Here is a 19507-nt window from a genome sequence, read left to right as displayed (position 1 = left end):
GGTTATAGCCTCGCCAGGTGGCGGGAACCGAACAGCCCGGACGGTTTCACCAGCAGAAAGAGCAGGGCGACGGCGTAGGCGATCCAGCTCTCGATGCCGCCGCCGAGCAGCGGTCCGAGATAAACCGAGCCTATTTTCTCGATGGCGCCCACCAGCAGTCCGGCGATAATCACGCCGCCTATCGAATCGAATCCGCCCAGTACCAGCACCGGCAGGGCTTTCAGCACCACCAGAGATAGGGAAAACTGCACCCCGAGACGCGAGCCCCACAGCAGGCCGGCCACCAGCGCGACGATCCCGGCGGCGGCCCAGACCACGCCCCACAGGCGGCCGATATTCAGGCCGACGGCCAGTCCGGCAAAGGCGTCGTCGGCCACGGCGCGAAAAGCCAGCCCGGTATGGGTGTAGCGGAAGAACAGGCTTATCGCCAGCACCAGCAGGGCGGCCACGCCGGCGGCAAACAGATCGAAAATGCTGATCATCACGCCGAACGCCTCGAAGGGGAGGTCGTCGATGCCCAGATCCAGCGCGTGCACCTGGGTGCCCCAGATAAGCTGCGCCGCGCCTTCTATAACGTAGGAAACGCCCAGCGTGGCGACAAACAGGATGATCGGCGGCTGATTGACCAGCGGGCGCAGCACGGTGCGTTCGATCAGCATGCCGACCAGCGAGATGATCACCAGGGTAATCGCCAGCACCAGCCACACCGGCCAGCCGCGTTCCACCAGCGAGACGAACGTCAGCGCGGCGAACAGCAGCATGGCCCCCTGGGCAAAGTTGAATACGCCGGAACTTTTGTAGACCAGGACAAAACCCAGCGCCACCAGCGAGTACATCACGCCGGACAGCAGTCCGCCGATCAGCACTTCGATAAAAAAGAGTGCGTCAATCTCCATTATGGCGCTCCCGTCGCGGCAGCTTCGGTCGCCAGCCCCAGGTAAGCGGCGATGACCGCCGGATCCTGACGGATATCCTCTGGCAGTCCCTCGGCGATGCGGCGGCCGTGATCCAGCACCAGGATACGGTCGGACAAACTCATCACCACGCCGATATCGTGTTCAATCAATAAGATGGTGGTGCCGAAACGTTCGCGGATTTGGCGAATGGTTTGGGTCAGCCGCTGTTTGTCGGCCAGCGTCATGCCGGCCATCGGTTCGTCCAGCAGCAGCATTCTGGGGCGGGCGATCAGCGCCCGCGCCAGTTCCACCCGTTTTTGCAGTCCGTAGGAGAGGCTGGTTACCGGACTGTCCGCGACGTCCTCCAGCCCGAAAAAGCGCATCATCTCCTGCGCCTGGTCGCGGGCGTCGGCTTTTTCCCGGCGCGCCTTCGGCAGCCCGAACAGCTCGCTGAACAGCGAGGCTGCTTTACGGTGCGCCAGTCCCTGCAATACGTTATCCGTCACCGATAGCCCGCCGAACAGCGCCAGATTCTGGAAGGTGCGCGCCACGCCGGCGCGCGCCAGGCGCTGCGGAACCAGCGCGCGGTAGGCGCGCTTATCGAGGACGATTTCACCGGCATCCGGCCGATATAAGCCGGAAATAACATTGAGCAGTGAACTTTTACCGGCGCCGTTGGGACCGATAATCGCCAGAATGCCGCCGGGTTTGGCGTGCAGCGAGACATCGGTCAACGCCCTGACGCCGCCGAACGACAGCGATATGCCGTTCAGGGATAGCTCGGCGCCGCGCGTATCGCGCTCGGCATGGCCGGCTATCTCGCCATCCAGGCCCGCGTGCCGCAGTTGCTCAAAGCTCTGCATTGATGATGCATCAAAAACCATACTGACCTCCTCAACATAGCGACAATCAAGCGGCCGACGTCGCCGAGCGCTGATGTTGGCTTTCCAGTTCGCGAACCAGCGGGATAACCTCTTTGCCGAAGAACTCCACCTCTTCCTGAAAGTGCAGGAACGCCAGCAGCAGCAGGTCGACGCCGGCGTGTTTGAGTTCGATAATCCGCTCGGCGATTTGGCGCGGCGTGCCGATCAGGTTGGTTTTGAAACCGTCGTTGTACTGCACCAAATCCTCAAAGGTCGATTTTGCCCAGTTGCCTTCGCCCTCCGGCGAGGCGTTGCCGGCGTTTTTGACCTCATGCTGGAAGCCTTTTACCGCGTCGGGGTTGGCGTTATCGATAATCTCCTGCAACACCGCGCGCGCTTCCTCTTCGCTGTCGCGGGCGATAACAAAACCGTTTACGCCGATTTTGACCTGGTGCTGGTTTTCCGCCGCCTTGCGCTGAACGTCGTCCACCTGCTTTTTAATCTCCGTTACGCTATTGCCGTTGGTGAAATACCAGTCGGATACCCGCGCCGCCATATCGCGCGCGGCGCGCGAACTGCCGCCCTGAAAAATTTCGGGTAATGGCTGCAAGGGTTTGGGCTTCAGCGAATAGTCGCGATAGCGATAAAAATCGCCGGCGAAGGTGAAGCTGGTTTCGGTCCAGATGCCGCGCAGGCAGCGGATAAACTCTTCCGAGCGCAGATAGCGCTCTTCATGGTCGAGCCAGGGTTCGCCGATGGCTTTGAACTCGCCGCGGAACCAGCCGCTGACGATATTCACCGCGATACGCGCCTCGGAAAGATGGCTGATTGTCGCAATCTGTTTCGCCGCCAGCGTGGGGTTCCAGGGACCGGGCAACAGCGCCGCGATCACCTTGAGCTTTGTGGTTGAATCCAGCAGCGCCTGGGAGAACGAGACCGACTCGTGCTGATTATCGGCGCCATATCCGGCGGTAAAGCGGATTTGCGTCAGGGCATAATCAAAGCCGGCCTGTTCGGCGATTTGCGCCAGCTTGCGGTTATAGCCAATATCCCAACCGGTGCGCTGCGGTATGCGGCTGATAACCAGCCCGCCGGAAACATTGGGAACCCAGTAAGCGAACTGGATGGGTTTTTGGGGCGTTATGGGTGTCGACATAATGGCTCCTGTTAATTTATTGAAATATAATGAATATTTATTTGGCGACTGGCTGAAAAAAGTCCTTATAGAAAAATAAACACAAATGATTATCTATTTTTTATATAACGATTTGTTTCTCTATTAAAATAAAAGCGAGCTTTTACTTATAAGAGGAATAGCAGTAATCATGCCAATACGAATATTTAAATTAACGGTTTAAAATCATAGGATTATGTATATGAAGAAGAGGGGTGTGCTTCGTATGCAACATATTTGTTATTGAGGTGTTGCAAACGAAGCAGGGTGTGGATTACATCACGCGGCCGTCGTCCTGAATCAACGCGGCAGGCGAGGGAGTTCGCGGCGGAAGCCCAGTCCAATAATACGGCCGGTCAAACGCGGCAGCCAGGGTTGGCGGATTAGCCACATCACCAACGCCGGCGGACGTCGGGCGGCGGCGCGGGATGGTTTATCCCCTTTGCCGGTCATCGTTATTTGCAATCGCTGGATAAGCCGGGTGGGTAATTCGCGTCGGCGCTGCACGCGATTCAGGATGTTCAGGCCGACCGGGCCGCGCGCCAGGGGCGCGGCCAGAATATTGGCGGCGGCCACGGCATCCTGAACGGCCAGATTTACCCCTACGCCGCCGATGGGAGACATGGCGTGAGCCGCATCGCCGATGCACAAGACGCCCGCCGCCGCCCAGCGATCCAGCCGGTCGATGCGAATATCCAGCAATTTGACATGCTCCCAGTCCGGTACGGCGGACGACAGCCGCTCGGCGCCGACGGGCGATACCGCCGCGACCTGTTGCAGCAGCGCCGGCAAGCCGAGCTGCTTAATATGGGGAAGGGTGCCTTTGGCGATGCTGTAGCCGCATTGCCAATAATCGCCCCGATCCAGCATGATAAAGTTGTTTTTGGGGCCGCCGTGCCCGCTGGCCCAGTTTTCGTCGCCGACGGCCTTGGGCAGTTTCATCCACAATACATCCCGCGGCATGCCGAAGCTGCGGCCGGTCAGGCCCGCCGCCTTACGCACCACCGATTGGCGGCCGTCGGTGCCGATTACCAGACCGGCGCGGATCAGCAGCTTGACTCCGTTGGAATCCAGCGCTTCCACGCCGTTTACGCGGCCATTTTTCCGCATCAGTCCCACGACCTGAGTAGCGTGCAATAGCTGGAATCCCGGCAGCGATTGGCTCTGTTCAGCCAGAAAGTTGAGGAAATCCCACTGCGGCATCAACGCCATAAACCGGCAGCGGCACGGCAGATGGCTGAAGTCGGCCATGGCGATCTTCTCGCCGTTAAACTCGCCGATAAGCTTCTCCACCCGCTGATGGGGCAGGCGCAGTAATGGCTCCAGCAGCCCCAGACGTTCCATAATTTCCAACGTTGAAGGGTGGATGGTATCGCCACGGAAATCACGCAAAAAGTCGGCATGCTTTTCCAGCACCAGAACGGGGATCCCGGCGCGAGCCAGCAGATAGCCAAGCATCAGCCCGGCCGGCCCTCCGCCGACAATACAGCAGGGCGTTTCCAGGATCTTATCGGTCATAGGCATATCGTCGGACAGGGGAAAATCTAATGATAGAAGCTCGGCATCAAGTTGCAAATAATTCTCATTAACCTGGCGGGCGCGTATGCGTGTCCGATGTCGAGGTGCGCTATGCCATCAGCGGCGCTCTGCTTCATCGGCAGCAACGACGGCCGCCCCCAACAGGGCTCCCAGCGACAGCGGCTGCCGGGGAGCGGGAACGACGGCGAAATGGCGCTGCACCAACCATAGCGTCAACAGGCCCGGCGGCAGATTCACCCAGAAGATCAGCCGCCATTCAATATGGGTCAGCACGCCGCCGAGAAACACGCCGGCCACCAGTCCCGCCGGCCGGCGGTGAGCACCACCAGCAATTTTTTAAGCAATTGGCTGGGCCGCTCCAGCCCGGCGGTTTACTGCAGACAAAAAGCTTATGGCGAGGATAAGCACGATTTCGACACCGCCAGCGTTCGGGCGCTGAATTAGTCCGATATAACCGATAACCTGCCATCCTTTTCAGATAATGAGAAAGAGGCGATATAGTTTCGTCCAACAGGCGTACGCTTTTTCTCCGCCTTCTCTTTTGAAAAAGTTTCTACAAGAATTCCGTAATCATGTCCAACTTCAAATTTGTACCCATAATCGGGAACGCACTATCAGGCGACAGCAGGACAGGTTCTTTATCCGCAATACTGAAGTGTTTACGAAATCTTTTCTGTTCACTTCCCGCTTCGTTAAATTCGAGGCCATTAAGATATTCACCGCTTTCAGCAGGGGCTAAAACACATACTTTATCGTTCACAGTAGTGATTGTGGCACGATATGTTTTAGGCCTGGGATCATTTGATTCGCAACCGACCATAAAAAAAACGACAAGCAGTAAAGAAAAGATTTTCACTCGTTCACCTTTTCGGTAAAAAATCAGACAGTGTATTTTTATAAAAGGATAAAAGCGTGTTCCCCCGGACATTCCCCGTATATGAAACCAAACGCAGGTTAATCCTTTGGTACTCCCATTCGCCATAACCATAGGTTGTTAAGACGAAATAGTCCGCTATTATTTGGGCCTGTTGTTCTAATGAATAGTCCGTTAATTTTTTTCTTTCATCTAAATCGTAGGTATAGTCTGCCGCCCAACTGAAAGCACCTCGCAGCCTAACCCATCGCCCATGCAAATGGCATATAGCTGTCACAATGAATCCAAACTCTTGCATACGTAATAGAACCACCAAATACGCGGTGAGCTAAAGCGATTTCATTAAGCGTTAATAGCCTGAGCGTTCCTTCTTTCTCATCCTGCATCTATCCCATAGCAAAAATCCTTTTAACTTTTCTAGTGGCTGGGAAACCATATGGTAATACTTTAGCGACAGTTTATTATTGGGATTAATCTTAGGCGCCGTCATCAGTAGCGGTCCTTGCGATCGCGATATGCGTCCTTGCTGGCGCCTTTGGCGATGCCGTGCAACTGCTCCAGCTCAGGCACCGGCATCACCAGTACGCCTTTACCCTTGGGGATGAACACGAACTCCTGACCTGCCTCCCAGCGCTGCTCTTCGCGCACGGACTTGGGAATGGAGATCTGGAACTTATTGGACAATGTGGCGGTAGCGGTCATTTTCGTACCCTCTCGACATCGAACATGATTCGGTAAGAATATATCATCCCGCCTCAAGGGACTAGCCGCCGATCGCGGGAGAGCTGACGACGGCGCCCGACAGGGACGGTTAGCCGGGATTAACGGGATCGCGCCCCATTGAGCGCGGTCTGTAATAACGTGCCTCAAGCCAGTTGCTCGACGTCGCAGTGGCTCACCATGCGCCAGTTTCCGTGCAATACCCGCGTCTCACCGGTTACCCTGACCGTCGAGGCGCTGCGAATATCCCCGCTGGAGGCGCCGACCAGAATGTCAAAGTCGCCCGGTTCCACCACGCGCCGGCCGTCTCGACGGGTAAAGTTCAGCATGTCGGTCGGCACGCTAAAGGTGAGACGCGCGCTGGCGCCGGCGGCCAGATGCACGCGCTGAAAGGCTTTTAGCTCTTTCACCGGACGAACCATTGACGCGACTTTATCATGCACGTAGAGCTGCACCACCTCGCTGCCCGCCGCCTGGCCGCAATTGGTGACGGTTACGCTCACCCGTACGGCGCCATCCTTTCCGGGCACGCTATGCTTTTCCAACTGCAGCGGGCCGTAATCAAAGGTCGTCCAGCTTTTGCCATAGCCGAACGGATAGCGCGAACCGAAGTGAAACGCAATGGGCGTGCCGCCGCTCTTCAGCTTGTGATTGTAATAGTAGGGCATCGCGCCGGCGTTTTTCGGCACCGAGAGCACCAGACGTCCGGCGGGTTCGGCTTTCCCCGTCAGCACATCGGCAATCGCATTGCCGCCTTCCTGCCCTGGCGCCCAGGCCATCAGCCATGCCGCGACGGAGTCTTCCTGGCCGCCGAGGTTGTAGGGGCGTCCGCCGGTCATGACCACAACCACCGGTTTACCCGTCGCGACCAGGGCATCCAGCAGCCGTTGCTGTACGCCGGGAAGGGTAAGGGAGTCCGTATCCGAGCCTTCCCCCACGGTGCCGCTTTGGAATAACCCGGAGAGGTCGCCCACGCAAAGCACCACGACGTCGCTCTGACCGGCGATGCGTACCGCCTCCGGGATCAGGCCGGTATCCTGCGAGACGGGCGACTGCTGCAGCGGTTTATCGCCGCTGTCGCCGGGGAAGACCGGCGCGCCCGCCATGCGTTTTTCGATAATGTGGCACCCTTTGGCGTAGCGCACACGGTCGTTCCCCAACTGCGCCCGCAGCGCTTGCAGCGGCGTGATGACCTGCGTGGTCTGTGCATGGATATCGCTGATAATCAGGTGGATCGGGAAACTGTAACCGCTGAGCAGCGCCAGAGGATCGTCGGCGGTAGGGCCGATGACCGCCACCGTCGGCCGGCCTTGCAGCGGCAGCGTGCCGTCGTTTTCCAGTAGCGTAATGGAGCCCGTCGCCGCCTCGCGCGCCAGCTTTTTGCTTTGGTCGCTTTGCAGTATCACCTGATTTTCATCGGCATAGGGTTTTTCAAACAGACCCAGGCGGAATTTTTCCCGCAGCACGCGGGAAACGATCTCATCGATCTTTTCCATGGCGATCAGGCGGCGGGCAACGGCGTCGGCCAGGTAGCGGGCGCAGTCGTCTTTGGGCAGTTCGATATCTAATCCGGCGTTAAACGCCAGCGCGGCGGACTCGGCGGCGTCGTGCGAAACGCCATGGTGCTCATGAAGCAGGCTTACGCCCGCGTAGTCGGCGACGATCAGACCGTCGAATCCCCATTGTTCCCGCAGCACCGTGGTTAACAGAAAGCGATCCGAATGCCCCGGCTGGTTGTCGATATCATGATAGGCGGGCATCACGGACCCGGCGTTGGCCAGTTTGACCGCCATTTCAAACGGCAGCAGAAAAGTATCGTTCAGTTCGCAAAAACCAAGGTGCACCGGAGCGTGGTTACGCCCGCCTTCGCTGTACGAATGTCCCACATAGTGTTTCAGGGTCGCCAGCATATCGCGTTTTTCACCCTGCAGCCCTTTGACGAAATGCGTGGCCATCAGGCCGACCAGCCAGGGATCTTCCCCAAAGGTTTCTTCCGTCCGTCCCCAGCGCACATCGCGCGAGACGTCCAGCACCGGCGCCAGCCCCTGCCGGCAACCCGTGGCGCGCGCCTCCGCGCCGATGGCCTGCGCCACGCGCTCAATCAGCTGCGGATCCCAGGTGGAGCCATAGTTGAGCGGCGAGGGGAAAAGCGTCGCGCCTTTGCACAGCAACCCCACCAGGCACTCCTCATGAAACAGCGCCGGGATGCCGAGGCGCGTCTCCTCCACCAGGGTTTTTTGCAGCCGATTCGCCGCCTTTACCCCTTCCGCGGCGTCAACGATATGCGTGCCCATCGGTCGGGTAATCTGACCGATACCGAACGTTATCCGTTCCGCCAGCGCTTTTTGCTTACCGGTACTGGAAAACTCGTTGTTCGGCTCATCCCGCTCCCGGTGATTGCCGTCGCTGGATAATATCAGCCACCAGGCGTGGAGCTGGGCGAATTTTTCTTCCGGCGTCATGCGGGCCAGCAGGTCGGCGACCCGTTCGTCGATGGGGCGATTTGCATCTTTATAAAGGGCGGTCATGTGCTACTCCTGGGTAAAGAGGGAATAATTGCCGATGCTTCAAAACGAACGTCTCGCCGCCAGTTCACTGGCAATATCCGCGACCCGGCGGCTGCTTAATTTGTAAGCGAACAGCAGCAGCGCCATGGCGAGAAACAGCACCGAGGGAATCAGGGTAAATAAAATGTTGATGGTAGTCAGTACGCTGGCGGGCTGCGCGCTTTCATTAGGCAGATAATGGGCCAGTCCCAGCCCCCAGCCGACCACCGCGCCGCCCAGCGCCAGTCCGAATTTGATGGCGAACAGCGCGGTGGAAAAGACCAGACCGTCCAGACGGCGGCCGGTGCGGTGTTCCTCGTAGTCGACCACATCGGACAGCATGGTCCATTGCAGCGGCGTGGTCAGATTCTGCATAAAATTGAAAATCAGATTCAGCGCGAAAATAAGCCACAGCGCCTGGGGAGGAATAAAGAAAATTAACGCCGCCAGCAGCGCAAAACCGACGAGCGTCCACTGATAAGAGCGTACCCGATCGAATTTCCCCAGTAATCGTTCGGAAAATAAGGCGCCAAGCAGCGATGCGACCATGCCGGAAACGATAAAGGCGAACACCAGGTCCGGGCGTAATAATACATATTTGGCGTAATATATCGTCGCCGACCCGCGAATTACGCCGGCCACCAATAATAATATGTTGAACAGAAATACCAGGCGCCACTGGTCGTTAAGCGCCAGTAATTTTAAATCCCCCCACATGGAGCCCGAGGTGTCATTGTGCGGCGAATAACGCTCTTTGGTCATGGAGAAGCAACAGAAAAACAGTATTACGCCCAGTAATCCCATCAGGCTCATGGCATAAAAATAGCCCTGCCGCAGGTCGCCTTTGCCCAGCCAATCCACTAGCGGCAGCGCAATAACCGTGACCACCAGTCCACCGGTGAACGACAATGCAAAGCGCCAGGACTGAAGCGAATGGCGCTCCCGGGGATCAATCGTCAGCGCCCCCGGCATCGCGCAATAGGGGACGTTAATGGCCGAATAAACGATGCTTAACAGGGAATAGGTCACGCAGGCATAGACAATTTTCAGCGTGGGGCCGACGTCCGGCACGTAAAAGGTAATCAGGCAACAGACGCCGAATGGGATCGCGAACCATAATAGCCACGGACGGAAACGACCGTGTCTGGTCTGCGTGCGATCAACCAGCGCGCCGATACAGGGATCGATAAAGGCATCCATGGTGCGGACGACTAAAAACATGGTGCCCATAATCGCGGCGGGCAGGCCGAATACATCGGTATAAAAATAGGCCAGAAATAGGGCGGCGGTCTGCCAGACCAGGGCGCTGGCCATATCACCCAGACCGTAGCCAATTTTATCCTTGACCGTAAGAACAGAGGCGGTATTCATTATTATTGACCTTATTTATCGGGTACAAAATAGCGAAATCATCCGCTCTGATAGACGCGGGCGTTATTTTTCCCGCCCAGTATTGGTTATTTTTCTCCGCGCAAACAATTGCCTAAACTCGCAGCTAAATTACGTTTTTTTGTTTTTTACCATAAATGTGATGGAGGGCAAGTATATGGCCGCAGATATTAAATGTGCCGTCGCTATTTAATTGCCAGCCTAATAATTATCAGGTTGGATAATATCATTGCTAATAATTTTACTTAAGGGGCATTGTGCGCGAATGGCGATGATTATACGCCCTGGCGGCGCCATTTCCGTTCGTGCTCGAGCAGCCAGCGTTTGCGCTCCAGCCCGACGGCGGCAAGATCCCCGTCGAAATACGCCTGCATGGCCAGGCGTAACTCGGCGTCGGCCGGCCTCTCCTGCAACAGGGTCTGCACGCCGCGATACTGGCGCCGCAGCAGGGTATGCAGACGCTCTTCATAACCCTGCCAGTCCAGGGCGTGCAGTTGCCGCTGTTCATCGACGACCATCAGCATTTCGCCCAATGGCGTTGCCATACGTTGCAGGAAAAAGCGTTGCGATTTCATGTTGTTCCACTAAAAGTTCGGGGCAGGTCATACCCGCGATTAAGGGATGCTCAAAATTATCACAGGGCGCGGGTAATTGCTCTCCGCGCTTTATGTGATTTCCGGATTTTCTAATGATTAATTGAGCGTGTTTTTTAAGGGGGTATACGCGTAAGGTTTTTCCGCGTAGTAGCCGTATAGATAGCTTTATCAGACCGGGGTTTAAGACACAGGACATAAACGAATGAAAATAAAAATAGCGATTGCGGCGCTGCTGGCGTTTTTTATGGGAACGGCCGGCGCGGCGCAAAAATTAACCATCGCCGATCAGTATGGCTTGCCTTATTTATTATTTACCGTCGCCAAGGAAAAAAAACTTATCGAAAGCCAGGCCAGGGCAGCGGGCGTCGAACTGGATATCGAATGGCGGCAGGTTCCCGGCGGGCCGGAAATCATGGCGGCGATACTGTCAGGCTCCATCGATATCGGCGCCGGCGGCATCTCGCCGGTATTGACGATGTGGGATAAAACCAGCGGCCTGGATAATATTCGGGCGATTATCGCCTTGAGCGCGGCGCCGTCTCTTTTAGTGGCGAACAGAGCGGATATCAAAACGGTCGAAGACTTTAAACCGACCGATCGTATCGCGGTGCCGGGAGTAAAGGTATCCGGGCAGGCGCGTTATTTGCAAATGGCCGCGGTTAAAGCATTTGGTAAAAACAACTGGCAGAAGCTGGATGATTTGACGGTGTCGATGCCGCATCCCGAGGCCGCCAATGCGCTGATATCCGGGAAAACCGAAATCGTGGCGCATATGTCCAGCGCGCCGTTTCAGAATGAGGAATTGAATCATCCGCATACGCATATCGTATTCAGTTCCTATGACGTGCTGGGCGCAGGCGCCACTTCCGCCGTCGCCTTTACCTCGCAGCGCTTCCGTACGGAAAACCCCATCGTTTACGCGGCGTTTGTGACGGCAATCATTCAGGCGTCGGAGTTTGTAAAAAATAATCCGACGGAGGCGGCGACCATATTCAGAACGGCAACCAAGTCGCGGCTGAGCACGGATGAGATTCTGAATATCATCGACGATAAAGACTATAACTTTGATACCAGGCCGTCTCACACTTTCGAACTGGCGTCATTCCTGCACGAGATCGGCGCCATAGCCAAGAAGCCGTCGTCGGATCGCGACTACTTTTTCGACCCGGTTCAATAGATACGGGGCACGGCCGGGCGCGCCGTTTTCGCTCCCCGCCCGCCGCTTAAGCTGATTCAACCGGCTCAGGAAGACAGATATGACGGAAGTAAGCGCCCAGGCGCTGGGCGCCAGCGACGTGCTGATCGTGGGCGGCGGGCTGCAGGGGTTGTCCAGCGCTTTACAGCTGGCGCGCCGCGGTCATCGGGTACGGGTGCTTGAGGCCGACTACTGCGGCCGTCATGCTTCCGGCGTCAATGCCGGCGGCGTGCGTACGCTGGGACGCCACGTGGCGGAAATTCCGCTGGCGCTGGCGGCGCGCGATCGGTTCTGGCATCGCCTGCCGGAGTTTATCGGCGCGGAGTGCGGTTTCGTGGCCAGCGGTCAGCTCAAGATCGCTGAAAACGAGGCCGAGTCGTCCGCGGCGCAGGCCCGCATCGCGCAGTTGAACGCGCTGGGTTTTACCCACGAACGCTGGGTCGGGCGCGAGGAAGCGCGCGAACTTGTCCCGCGTCTTGCGCCGCACGTCGCGGGCGGCATCTGGAGCGCGGGCGACGGCTATGCGGTGCCGTATAAGGTCGTCACCGCCTTCCGCCGGGCGGCGCAGGCGGCCGGCGCGCATATCCACGAAGCCACGTCGGCCACGCGCATCGAGCGCAGGAGCGGCGTCTGGCGGATATATACGCGCGGCGGCTATTATCAGGCTCCCAGCCTGGTGAACGCCGCCGGGGGATGGGCCGACGAGATTGCCCGCCAGACGGGGGATCCCGTGCCGCTGAGCGCCGAGGGTCTGATGCTGATGGTCACCCAGCGCGTGCCGCCTTTTATCCGGCCGGTGCTCGGCGCCATGGGGCGGCCGCTGTCATTCAAACAGTTCGACAACGGTACGGTGGTGATCGGCGGCGGCCTGCGCGGCAGGGCGGATACCGTCGCGCGGCGCGCCACCGTCGAGACATCCGCCATGAAGCGCAGCGCCCGCACCGTGCTGGAGCTGTTTCCCTTCCTGCGCGACGCGGCGATAGTGCGTTGCTGGGCCGGCGTGGAAGCGGTGACGCCGGATCAGCTCCCCGTTATCGGAACGGGCAGGGAAGGCGCCGGCATCGTCCACGCCTTCGGTTTTTCCGGGCACGGCTTTGAATTGAGTCCCATCGTCGGATGCATTGTGGCCGACCTGATCGAACACGGCCGCACCCCATGGCCCATCGCGCCTTTCGCCATCGACCGTTTCGCCGCCGACTAACGTGCCGGCGGCGTTTACCCGTCGGCGGACGCAGTTATGGCAACGGTCAGGCGCCTGATGCAGCCGATGCGCCGCGCTCAGACAAGCAGTAGTACGCTGGCGGTCAGCAGCGATGCGGCAAGGACCAGCGCCTCTTTCAACCACCGCGGCGATTGAGGGCGGCGCGGCGCTTCGTCCTTTTCAGGTCGCCGGAACAGCACCGCGCGCAGCCTGCGCAGGATGACCCTGATATCCGGCTGCGCCAGCAGCCAGGCGCCGGCGCAGCCCGTCGCCAGTATGAGTCCAGTCAGGAAAATCGCATCGGAGACGCTTTCCCGGGTGAAGGAGCCGTCCGGCAGCAGCAGCGCGGCGAGCAGCAGACAGCCGACGGCGCCGTAAAGTACGCTGCGCCTAGACATTCTTTATCCTGCCAAACGCCGCCTGGTATTCCGCGTAGCGCTCGTCCGGGGCGAGGATAAAGTGATCCTCGCCGAGCCGGCGGATTACGCCCTCGGTATCTTGCGGCTGGCGCTGGTAGGCCAGCCGCCTGCGCGTGCGCTCCGTCAGCGGATCGGCTATCGGCGCGGCGGAGAGCAGGCTGCGGGTGTAGGGATGCATCGGATAACGGTAGATCTCCTCCGTGGCGCCCATCTCGACGATTTTCCCCGCGTACATCACGGCGACCCGGTCGCTGATATGGCGCACCATCGACAGATCGTGGGCAATAAACAGATAGGTAAGGTTGCGTTCGCGCTGTAGCCGCTTTAGCAGGTTGACGATCTGGGCCTGAATGGAGACATCCAGCGCGGATATCGGTTCGTCGCAGATAAGCAGCCGCGGCTCGACGGCCAGCGCCCGGGCAATGCCGATACGCTGGCGCTGGCCGCCGGAGAACTCGTGGGGATAGCGCAGGGCATGCTCTGGATTGAGTCCGACGACGGCGAGCAGTTCGCGGACCCTGGCCATCCTCTGCGCGCGCGTCGAGGCGAGGCGGTGCACGTCGATGCCCTCGCCGATGATGTCCGCCACCTTGGTTTTCGGGTCGAGCGAGGCGTAGGGATCCTGGAATATCATCTGCACCTGCTTGCGGAAGCCGAGCCACTGCCGGCGCGTGTCGAGCGTGGCGATATCGGTGCCGTCGAAGACGATCCTGCCGCCGGTGGGGGCGTAGAGGCGGATAATGGTTCTGCCGGTGGTGGTTTTGCCGCAGCCGGACTCGCCGACCAGGCTGAAAGTCTCTCCGCGTTGGATGTCGAAGGAGACGCCGTCCACCGCCCGCGATTCGTTGCCGCGCCCGGCGTTAAAATAGCGGCGCAGATCCTGGACGGCGAGAAGCGGTTTTTCCGCGTTACGGGCGCTCATTGCCGCTCCTCCCCGGGCGTTGCGCCCTGCGCGCGCAGTTGCTCGAAGATGGCGCGGCGCTTTTGTATCGCCGGCGGCGGCTCTACCCGCGGCGCGCGCGCGTCCAGCAGCCAGGTGGCGGCGAAGTGGGTCGGCGACAGCTGAAACAGCGGCGGCGCCAGATGCCGGTCGATCTCCAGCCCATAGGCGTTGCGCGGCAGGAAGCTGTCTCCCGGCGGCGGATCGGTCAGGTCGGGCGGCGAGCCGGGGATCGCGTAGAGCCCGGCGTCGGGGGCGTTCCTGTCGGGAATCGACTGCAGCAGTCCCCAGGTGTACGGGTGGCGGGGATCGTAGAATATCTCCAGTGCGGTGCCGATCTCGACGATCCTGCCGGCGTACATCACCGCGATGCGGTCGGCGACCTTCGCCACCACGCCCAGGTCGTGGGTAATAAAGATAATCGAGGTGTCCGACCGCTGCTGGATGTCCCGCAGCAGGTCGAGGATCTGCGCCTGAATGGTGACGTCGAGGGCCGTGGTCGGCTCGTCGGCGATCAGGATTTTCGGCCGGCAGGCGAGCGCGATGGCGATGACGATGCGCTGCCGTTGCCCGCCGGAAAATTGGTGCGGATAGTGTGCGAAACGCTTGCGGCCGTCCGGAATGCCGACCCGATCGAGCAGCCCGATGGCCCGCTCGCGCGCCTCCCGCGCGCTGACCCGGCGGTGCTGGGTGACCGCCTCGACGATCTGGCGTCCGATGGTCATCGTCGGATTCAGCGACGTCATCGGGTCCTGAAAAATCATGGCGATATCGTTGCCGCGGATCGCGCGCAGCTCTCTGGCGCTCAGACGGGTGAGGTCGCGCCCGGCGAATTCGACGGCGCCGCGGGTGATGCGGGCGTTGTTGCCGAGCAGGCGGATCACCGAACGGCAGGTTACCGATTTGCCCGAGCCCGACTCGCCGACGATGGCCAGGGTTTCCCCGCGCCGCAGATCGAACGAGACGCCCCGCACCGCCTGAACCTGGCCGTTGAAGGTGTCGAAAACCACGTGAAGATCGCTTATTGAAAGAATGGGGTCGGTGCTCATGCTTATTTTTCCCGCTATATTTTCATTTTCGGATCGAACGCGTCCCGCAGGCCGTCGGCAAGCAGATTAAAACTGATCATCAGCAGACAGATGACCAGCGCCGGATACCACATCAGGTGGGGATAGAACCGGAAGACCTTGTACCCTTCGTTGAGCAGCGTGCCGATCGAGGCGTTCGGCGCCCGCATGCCGATGCCGATAAAGCTGAGAAACGCCTCGAAAAAGATCGCCGTCGGAATGGTGAACATGGTCTGAATAATGATGATGCCGCTCAGGTTCGGCAGAATATGGCGCAGCATGATCTTCAGCGCCGACGTGCCGAGGGCGCGCGACGCCAGCACAAACTCCTGCTCCTTGATTTTCAGCGTCTGCGCGCGCACCACGCGCGCCATGCTTATCCAACTGGTCAAGGCGATGGCGACGATAATCGCCGGCGCGCCGGGCGGAAAAATCAGCAGGGCAAGGATCACCACCACCAGGGTGGGCACGCCGGAGACGATTTCCAGTATCCGCTGCATAGCGGTGTCCGTCGCGCCGCCTTTCCATCCGGATATCAGGCCGTAGGCCACGCCGACGGTCAGGTCGAGCAGCGCCGCCACGCAGGCGATCAGCACCGAGATGCGCGTGCCGAACAGAATGCGCGACAGCAGATCGCGCCCGAAGTTGTCGGTGCCGAGCAGATAGTAAACGCCGTCCGCCACCTGCGCCTCGGCGTAGCGGTCCACCCAGACCTCTCCTTCGCGGGCCAATCCGTTGAAGCCGTTGATTTCCACTCCCGGTATCTTGGGCGGCAGGAAGGCATGGGGGATGTTCTGCGCGTTCGGGTCATGGGGCGAGTACCAGATCGACGCCGCCGACGTCAGCATGATGAAAATAAGCACGAAAAGCGAAATGACCGCGCCTTTGTTGCGCGCAAAGCGTTGCCATTCGTCACGCGCCGGGGCGGCGGGGATGCCGGCATCCGCCGCGCCCTGTCCGGCGGCCGGCGCGTAGGGGCGGAAGTACTCCGCCGGGATATTGGCGCTGTCGATGGCCTGTTGCGGCGTGCGTTTCTCCGTCATGTCCGGCCGCCTCCGCTTACCCTGATGCGCGGGTCGATAAGGCTGTACAGAATATCCGTAACCAGAATGACCGCCACCAGCATCGTGGAGTAGAGGATCGTCAGCGCCATGATGGTGGCATAGTCGTTGGTCAGGATTGATTTGATAAACTGCTCGCCGATGCCCGGCACCGCGAAAATGTTTTCAATCACCAGCGAGCCGGTCATCAGGCCGACGACCATCGGGCCGAGTATGGCGATCAGCGGGATAAGCGCGTTGCGCAGCCCGTGGCGGGTGGCGATCCGCCATTCGCTCAGCCCTTTGGCGCGCGCCAGTTCGACGTAGTCGCTGTGCAGCGCGTCGATCATCTCGGTGCGCACGAAGCGCGCCGAATCGGCCATCGGGGCGATCGCCAGCGCCAGCGTCGGCAGAATGGTCGACAGAAAACCGTCGCGCCACAGCCCGATCGGCAGCCACTTGAGGTGGATGGCGAATATCAGCTGCAGCAGCACGGCGAAAATAAAGTTCGGCACCGAGCGGCCGACGATGGCCAGGGACGAGGCCAGGGTATCCAGCCAGCTGTTGTGGAACATGGCGGCGAGGGTGCCGAGCAGGATGCCGAGCGTCGAGCCGAGCAGCATCGCCTGTAGCCCCAACTGCACCGAGGGTCCGATGCGGTTGTGCAGCAGTTTGCTTACCGGCTGGTCGCCGAATTGCAGCGAGATGCCGAAATCGCCCTGCGCTACGCCGCCCATATAGATGACATAGCGCTGCGCCAGCGGCTTGTCCAGACCGTATTTCTCGTTCATCAGCACCCGCTGGCCGGCGGTGAGTTTTTCCTCGTTATTGTACGGGGAACCCGGCAGCAGGTTCATCAGCAGGAATGTCAGGGAAGAGATCATCAACAGCGTCACTACCATATAAATCAGCCGTCTGGCGAGGAAGCGGAAAATATTATTCATCAGGCGCTTTCCTTCAGGTGAGCGTCGAACCATGCGGTCAGCGCCCGCAGGCGCGCAATCCGATTAGCGGGCCGTCCGTTGCGCGACAGTTCGTGGCTCTCGTTGTGGAACAGGATGAATCGGGTTTCCTGTCCGCCGAGCTTCAGGGCGGTGAACAGCTGATAGGCCTGCTCGGGCGGACAGCGGTAGTCGTGCTCCGAGTGGAGAAAGAGCAGCGGCGTGCGAATGTTTCCGGCATACCTGAGCGGCGACTGCGCCCAGGCTTTCTCCACGTTGGGCAACAGCGGCTGCGCGCCCGTCTGGTCGGGAATAAAGTGGTAGCCGATATCCGAGGTGCCGGCCAGCGACACCCAGTTGGAGATGCCGTTTTGCGCGGCGGCGGCCCTGAAACGGTCGGTATGGCAGACGATCCAGTTGGTCATAAATCCGCCGTACGAGCTCCCCGTCACACCTATCCGCGCCGCGTCGATACCGGGATGGGCCTGCTGCGCCAGGTCGACGAAGCGCAGGATATCCCGATAGTCATCGCCGCCGAATCCGCCTCTGATATCGGCGAACGCGTCGTCTTTGCCGTCGGAACCGTGCGGATTGCAATAGAGAACGTAGTAGCCGTGGTGCGCCCAATACTGCATCTCATGGGAGAACACAGTACCGTAAACGGCGCGCGGGCCGCCGTGGATGGTCAGGATGGCCGGGTATTTTTTCCCCGACTCGCCGTTCGCGGGGGGCAACACCCAGCCGTCGACGGTTTGCCGCGCGCCGTCCGGCGAACCGCAGACGAAATTGAGATGCACGGGGACAACGGCCCGTACCCCGGCGCGGACGTCGCCGGCGTTGATATGGGTCAGGCGTACCGTCTGGGGAAGCGCATCTCCGCGGGCGATTTTTCCCGTCTCATTCGCCGGGGCGAGCCCGTCGAGCGCGTAGATTTCCTGCCGCCGCTGATCGCGCAGGCCGATGGCGATCCATCTGTCGTTGAGGCGGGCCAGCGCGTCGATGCTGCCGGCAAAGGTCAGGTGATCCGCCAGGCGACCGTCCGCGCCGAGGGAAAAAAGATGGGACTGATGGCCGCGCACGGCGGGAAAATAGATCCTGCCGTTATATTCCACTTCGCGCCCGACGCCCGACGTCAGGCGGCAGTCGGAGCTGACGGTGTTATGCGTCATAAAGCCGGGTTGCGCCAGCGGGCGCAGTTGCCCATCGCACAGGAGAAAGAAGTCGTCGGATTGGCCGTGGCCGTATGCCGCGCGATCCGTCGCGGCGACGATGGCTGCGTCTCCGAGAGGATAAATGCGGCGGATATCCAGGTCGCCGTGATAAAGCCGCTTCAGCGTGCCGTCCGTCAGATCGTAGCGCCACAGCGTATCGCTGATTTTTCTGACGCCGCTGTCCTGCTGCCCGCTGAAATAGACGACGCGCGCGGTGCTGTCCGGCGCATAGGCATCGACGATAAAATCCTGCGGGGAGATCGGCGTGGCCGTTCCCTGACGGCGGTTGAAAAGAAACAGCCGGCGCGTCCGGTTATGCAGAAACCCCCTGCCGTCGGCGTAGAACGGAATCCTCTCGAAACGCGCGTACCCGCTGGCGGACGGCTCGTCAGCGGCCGCGTTTTTTGGCGGCGAGCCGCCGAAGAGCAGATCGAGATCCGCTGGCGCGAGCAGGGCGGAACACAGCAGTTGCCCGTCCGCCAGTACCTCGAACTCTTCGAGCGGCACCGGGAGAGTAACGGCGAGCTCCCGGCCGCCGCCGGACAGATCCAGCCGGTAGAGTTCGGTGACGGCGCTTGCGCCGCCGCGCCGCGCCGGCGGCGCAAGATGCGCCAGCAGATGGGTATCGTCCTCCCAGGCGTAGAGCGGCGAAGCGAGACGGCTGAGCAGGCGCCGTTCGGCCGTTCCGTCGAAGATATGCAGGGCGCTGACGTATCCGTCGCGCCGCCGGTCGGGGCGGCGCACGACGAACGCGGCGGCGGTTCCCGACGCGTTGGCGGTCAGGTGGGACAGAAAGCGGTAGGAAAGGAGGGAATCGGGCGATATGGACGATGGCATCGTGGTCTTTCCTGTTGCGGCGCCTGGCGGTAAGGGCGCGGCCGTTTTTCCGGCCGCGC

The 19507-nt window shown here is 60.0% G+C and carries 19 protein-coding genes and 1 pseudogene; 2 read left to right on the top strand and 18 right to left on the bottom strand.

Annotated features, from left to right (window positions below):
- Nucleotides 1–2: 2 nt before the first annotated feature.
- The 12 genes and pseudogenes from MFP24_RS14115 to MFP24_RS14065 all read right to left on the bottom strand — a co-directional run bounded on the left by MFP24_RS14115 (nucleotide 3) and on the right by MFP24_RS14065 (nucleotide 10576).
- Nucleotides 3–896 carry a branched-chain amino acid ABC transporter permease gene (locus MFP24_RS14115; RefSeq protein WP_249231091.1) on the bottom strand — a complete coding sequence of 298 codons (894 nt, stop codon included), beginning with the start codon at nucleotides 894–896 and terminating at the stop codon, nucleotides 3–5.
- Nucleotides 896–1780, bottom strand: a complete 885-nt coding sequence (locus tag MFP24_RS14110; protein ID WP_249231092.1) for an ABC transporter ATP-binding protein — start codon at nucleotides 1778–1780, stop codon at nucleotides 896–898. The genes MFP24_RS14115 and MFP24_RS14110 overlap by 1 nt, the downstream gene beginning before the upstream one ends.
- A gap of 25 nt (nucleotides 1781–1805) precedes the next feature.
- Nucleotides 1806–2915 carry a dimethylsulfone monooxygenase SfnG gene (gene sfnG, locus MFP24_RS14105; RefSeq protein WP_249231093.1) on the bottom strand — a complete coding sequence of 370 codons (1110 nt, stop codon included), beginning with the start codon at nucleotides 2913–2915 and terminating at the stop codon, nucleotides 1806–1808.
- Nucleotides 2916–3233: 318 nt separating this feature from the next.
- Nucleotides 3234–4451 carry an FAD-dependent oxidoreductase gene (locus tag MFP24_RS14100; protein WP_249231094.1) on the bottom strand — a complete coding sequence of 406 codons (1218 nt, stop codon included), beginning with the start codon at nucleotides 4449–4451 and terminating at the stop codon, nucleotides 3234–3236.
- A gap of 117 nt (nucleotides 4452–4568) precedes the next feature.
- Nucleotides 4569–4769 (bottom strand): hypothetical protein, encoded by a 201-nt coding sequence (locus MFP24_RS14095; protein WP_249231095.1) that lies wholly within the window; start codon nucleotides 4767–4769, stop codon nucleotides 4569–4571.
- A 143-nt stretch (nucleotides 4770–4912) separates the two neighbouring features.
- The gene (locus tag MFP24_RS24410) at nucleotides 4913–5035 is read right to left on the bottom strand and encodes a hypothetical protein (RefSeq protein WP_438839187.1); all 123 of its coding nucleotides are present in this window, start codon (nucleotides 5033–5035) and stop codon (nucleotides 4913–4915) included.
- On the bottom strand, nucleotides 5026–5328 hold the full coding sequence (locus tag MFP24_RS14090; RefSeq protein WP_249231096.1) for a putative T6SS immunity periplasmic lipoprotein: 303 nt from the start codon (nucleotides 5326–5328) through the stop codon (nucleotides 5026–5028). The genes MFP24_RS24410 and MFP24_RS14090 overlap by 10 nt, the downstream gene beginning before the upstream one ends.
- 4 nt (nucleotides 5329–5332) lie before the next feature.
- Nucleotides 5333–5732, bottom strand: a pseudogene (locus tag MFP24_RS14085) (hypothetical protein).
- 103 nt (nucleotides 5733–5835) lie between these two features.
- The gene (locus MFP24_RS14080) at nucleotides 5836–6048 is read right to left on the bottom strand and encodes an AbrB/MazE/SpoVT family DNA-binding domain-containing protein (protein ID WP_249231097.1); all 213 of its coding nucleotides are present in this window, start codon (nucleotides 6046–6048) and stop codon (nucleotides 5836–5838) included.
- Between the two features lie 164 nt (nucleotides 6049–6212).
- Nucleotides 6213–8594, bottom strand: a complete 2382-nt coding sequence (locus tag MFP24_RS14075; protein WP_249231098.1) for a glycoside hydrolase family 3 N-terminal domain-containing protein — start codon at nucleotides 8592–8594, stop codon at nucleotides 6213–6215.
- A gap of 39 nt (nucleotides 8595–8633) precedes the next feature.
- The gene (locus tag MFP24_RS14070; protein WP_249231099.1) at nucleotides 8634–9983 is read right to left on the bottom strand and encodes an MFS transporter; all 1350 of its coding nucleotides are present in this window, start codon (nucleotides 9981–9983) and stop codon (nucleotides 8634–8636) included.
- A 293-nt stretch (nucleotides 9984–10276) separates the two neighbouring features.
- Nucleotides 10277–10576, bottom strand: a complete 300-nt coding sequence (locus MFP24_RS14065; RefSeq protein ID WP_249231100.1) for a hypothetical protein — start codon at nucleotides 10574–10576, stop codon at nucleotides 10277–10279.
- 223 nt (nucleotides 10577–10799) lie between these two features.
- On the opposite strand from MFP24_RS14065, the gene MFP24_RS14060 reads away from it, so the two are divergent.
- Nucleotides 10800–11774 carry an ABC transporter substrate-binding protein gene (locus MFP24_RS14060; protein WP_249231101.1) on the top strand — a complete coding sequence of 325 codons (975 nt, stop codon included), beginning with the start codon at nucleotides 10800–10802 and terminating at the stop codon, nucleotides 11772–11774.
- Nucleotides 11775–11853: 79 nt separating this feature from the next.
- The gene (locus MFP24_RS14055) at nucleotides 11854–12993 is read left to right on the top strand and encodes an NAD(P)/FAD-dependent oxidoreductase (RefSeq protein WP_249231102.1); all 1140 of its coding nucleotides are present in this window, start codon (nucleotides 11854–11856) and stop codon (nucleotides 12991–12993) included.
- A gap of 77 nt (nucleotides 12994–13070) precedes the next feature.
- Here MFP24_RS14055 and MFP24_RS14050 read toward each other — a convergent pair whose 3' ends face one another.
- From MFP24_RS14050 to MFP24_RS14025, 6 genes are read right to left on the bottom strand one after another with little or no spacing between them, the layout of a single operon-like run.
- Entirely contained in the window at nucleotides 13071–13391 is a 321-nt protein-coding gene (locus MFP24_RS14050) for a hypothetical protein (protein ID WP_249231103.1), read from the bottom strand.
- On the bottom strand, nucleotides 13384–14334 hold the full coding sequence (locus MFP24_RS14045) for an ABC transporter ATP-binding protein (protein WP_283164109.1): 951 nt from the start codon (nucleotides 14332–14334) through the stop codon (nucleotides 13384–13386). The genes MFP24_RS14050 and MFP24_RS14045 overlap by 8 nt, the downstream gene beginning before the upstream one ends.
- Complete coding sequence (locus MFP24_RS14040) at nucleotides 14331–15401, bottom strand: ABC transporter ATP-binding protein (protein WP_249231104.1); 1071 nt, start codon at nucleotides 15399–15401, stop codon at nucleotides 14331–14333. The genes MFP24_RS14045 and MFP24_RS14040 overlap by 4 nt, the downstream gene beginning before the upstream one ends.
- A 14-nt stretch (nucleotides 15402–15415) precedes the next feature.
- Nucleotides 15416–16462, bottom strand: a complete 1047-nt coding sequence (locus MFP24_RS14035) for an ABC transporter permease (protein ID WP_249231105.1) — start codon at nucleotides 16460–16462, stop codon at nucleotides 15416–15418.
- Nucleotides 16459–17403 (bottom strand): ABC transporter permease, encoded by a 945-nt coding sequence (locus MFP24_RS14030; protein WP_249231106.1) that lies wholly within the window; start codon nucleotides 17401–17403, stop codon nucleotides 16459–16461. The genes MFP24_RS14035 and MFP24_RS14030 overlap by 4 nt, the downstream gene beginning before the upstream one ends.
- Nucleotides 17403–19448: an alpha/beta hydrolase family protein gene (locus tag MFP24_RS14025; RefSeq protein WP_249231107.1), complete on the bottom strand. Its 2046-nt coding sequence runs from the start codon at nucleotides 19446–19448 to the stop codon at nucleotides 17403–17405. Before MFP24_RS14025 ends, MFP24_RS14030 begins: the two co-directional genes overlap by 1 nt.
- Nucleotides 19449–19507 lie beyond the last annotated feature (59 nt).

This window comes from Brenneria tiliae (assembly GCF_023347575.1).
Classification (GTDB): domain Bacteria; phylum Pseudomonadota; class Gammaproteobacteria; order Enterobacterales; family Enterobacteriaceae; genus Brenneria; species Brenneria corticis.
Note: the sequence above shows the minus strand (reverse complement) of the source record. Positions and strands in the feature narration are given on the sequence as shown.

What these genes read in the sequence shown, in the direction of transcription:
- MFP24_RS14115 (WP_249231091.1), bottom strand. Translation starts at nt 896, where the DNA reads ATGGAGATTGACGCACTCTTTTTTATCGAAGTGCTGATCGGCGGACTG.
- MFP24_RS14110 (WP_249231092.1), bottom strand. Translation starts at nt 1,780, where the DNA reads ATGGTTTTTGATGCATCATCAATGCAGAGCTTTGAGCAACTGCGGCAC.
- sfnG (WP_249231093.1), bottom strand. Translation starts at nt 2,915, where the DNA reads ATGTCGACACCCATAACGCCCCAAAAACCCATCCAGTTCGCTTACTGG.
- MFP24_RS14100 (WP_249231094.1), bottom strand. Translation starts at nt 4,451, where the DNA reads ATGACCGATAAGATCCTGGAAACGCCCTGCTGTATTGTCGGCGGAGGG.
- MFP24_RS14080 (WP_249231097.1), bottom strand. Translation starts at nt 6,048, where the DNA reads ATGACCGCTACCGCCACATTGTCCAATAAGTTCCAGATCTCCATTCCC.
- MFP24_RS14075 (WP_249231098.1), bottom strand. Translation starts at nt 8,594, where the DNA reads ATGACCGCCCTTTATAAAGATGCAAATCGCCCCATCGACGAACGGGTC.
- MFP24_RS14070 (WP_249231099.1), bottom strand. Translation starts at nt 9,983, where the DNA reads ATGAATACCGCCTCTGTTCTTACGGTCAAGGATAAAATTGGCTACGGT.
- MFP24_RS14065 (WP_249231100.1), bottom strand. Translation starts at nt 10,576, where the DNA reads ATGAAATCGCAACGCTTTTTCCTGCAACGTATGGCAACGCCATTGGGC.
- MFP24_RS14060 (WP_249231101.1), top strand. Translation starts at nt 10,800, where the DNA reads ATGAAAATAAAAATAGCGATTGCGGCGCTGCTGGCGTTTTTTATGGGA.
- MFP24_RS14055 (WP_249231102.1), top strand. Translation starts at nt 11,854, where the DNA reads ATGACGGAAGTAAGCGCCCAGGCGCTGGGCGCCAGCGACGTGCTGATC.
- MFP24_RS14050 (WP_249231103.1), bottom strand. Translation starts at nt 13,391, where the DNA reads ATGTCTAGGCGCAGCGTACTTTACGGCGCCGTCGGCTGTCTGCTGCTC.
- MFP24_RS14045 (WP_283164109.1), bottom strand. Translation starts at nt 14,334, where the DNA reads ATGAGCGCCCGTAACGCGGAAAAACCGCTTCTCGCCGTCCAGGATCTG.
- MFP24_RS14040 (WP_249231104.1), bottom strand. Translation starts at nt 15,401, where the DNA reads ATGAGCACCGACCCCATTCTTTCAATAAGCGATCTTCACGTGGTTTTC.
- MFP24_RS14035 (WP_249231105.1), bottom strand. Translation starts at nt 16,462, where the DNA reads ATGACGGAGAAACGCACGCCGCAACAGGCCATCGACAGCGCCAATATC.
- MFP24_RS14030 (WP_249231106.1), bottom strand. Translation starts at nt 17,403, where the DNA reads ATGAATAATATTTTCCGCTTCCTCGCCAGACGGCTGATTTATATGGTA.
- MFP24_RS14025 (WP_249231107.1), bottom strand. Translation starts at nt 19,448, where the DNA reads ATGCCATCGTCCATATCGCCCGATTCCCTCCTTTCCTACCGCTTTCTG.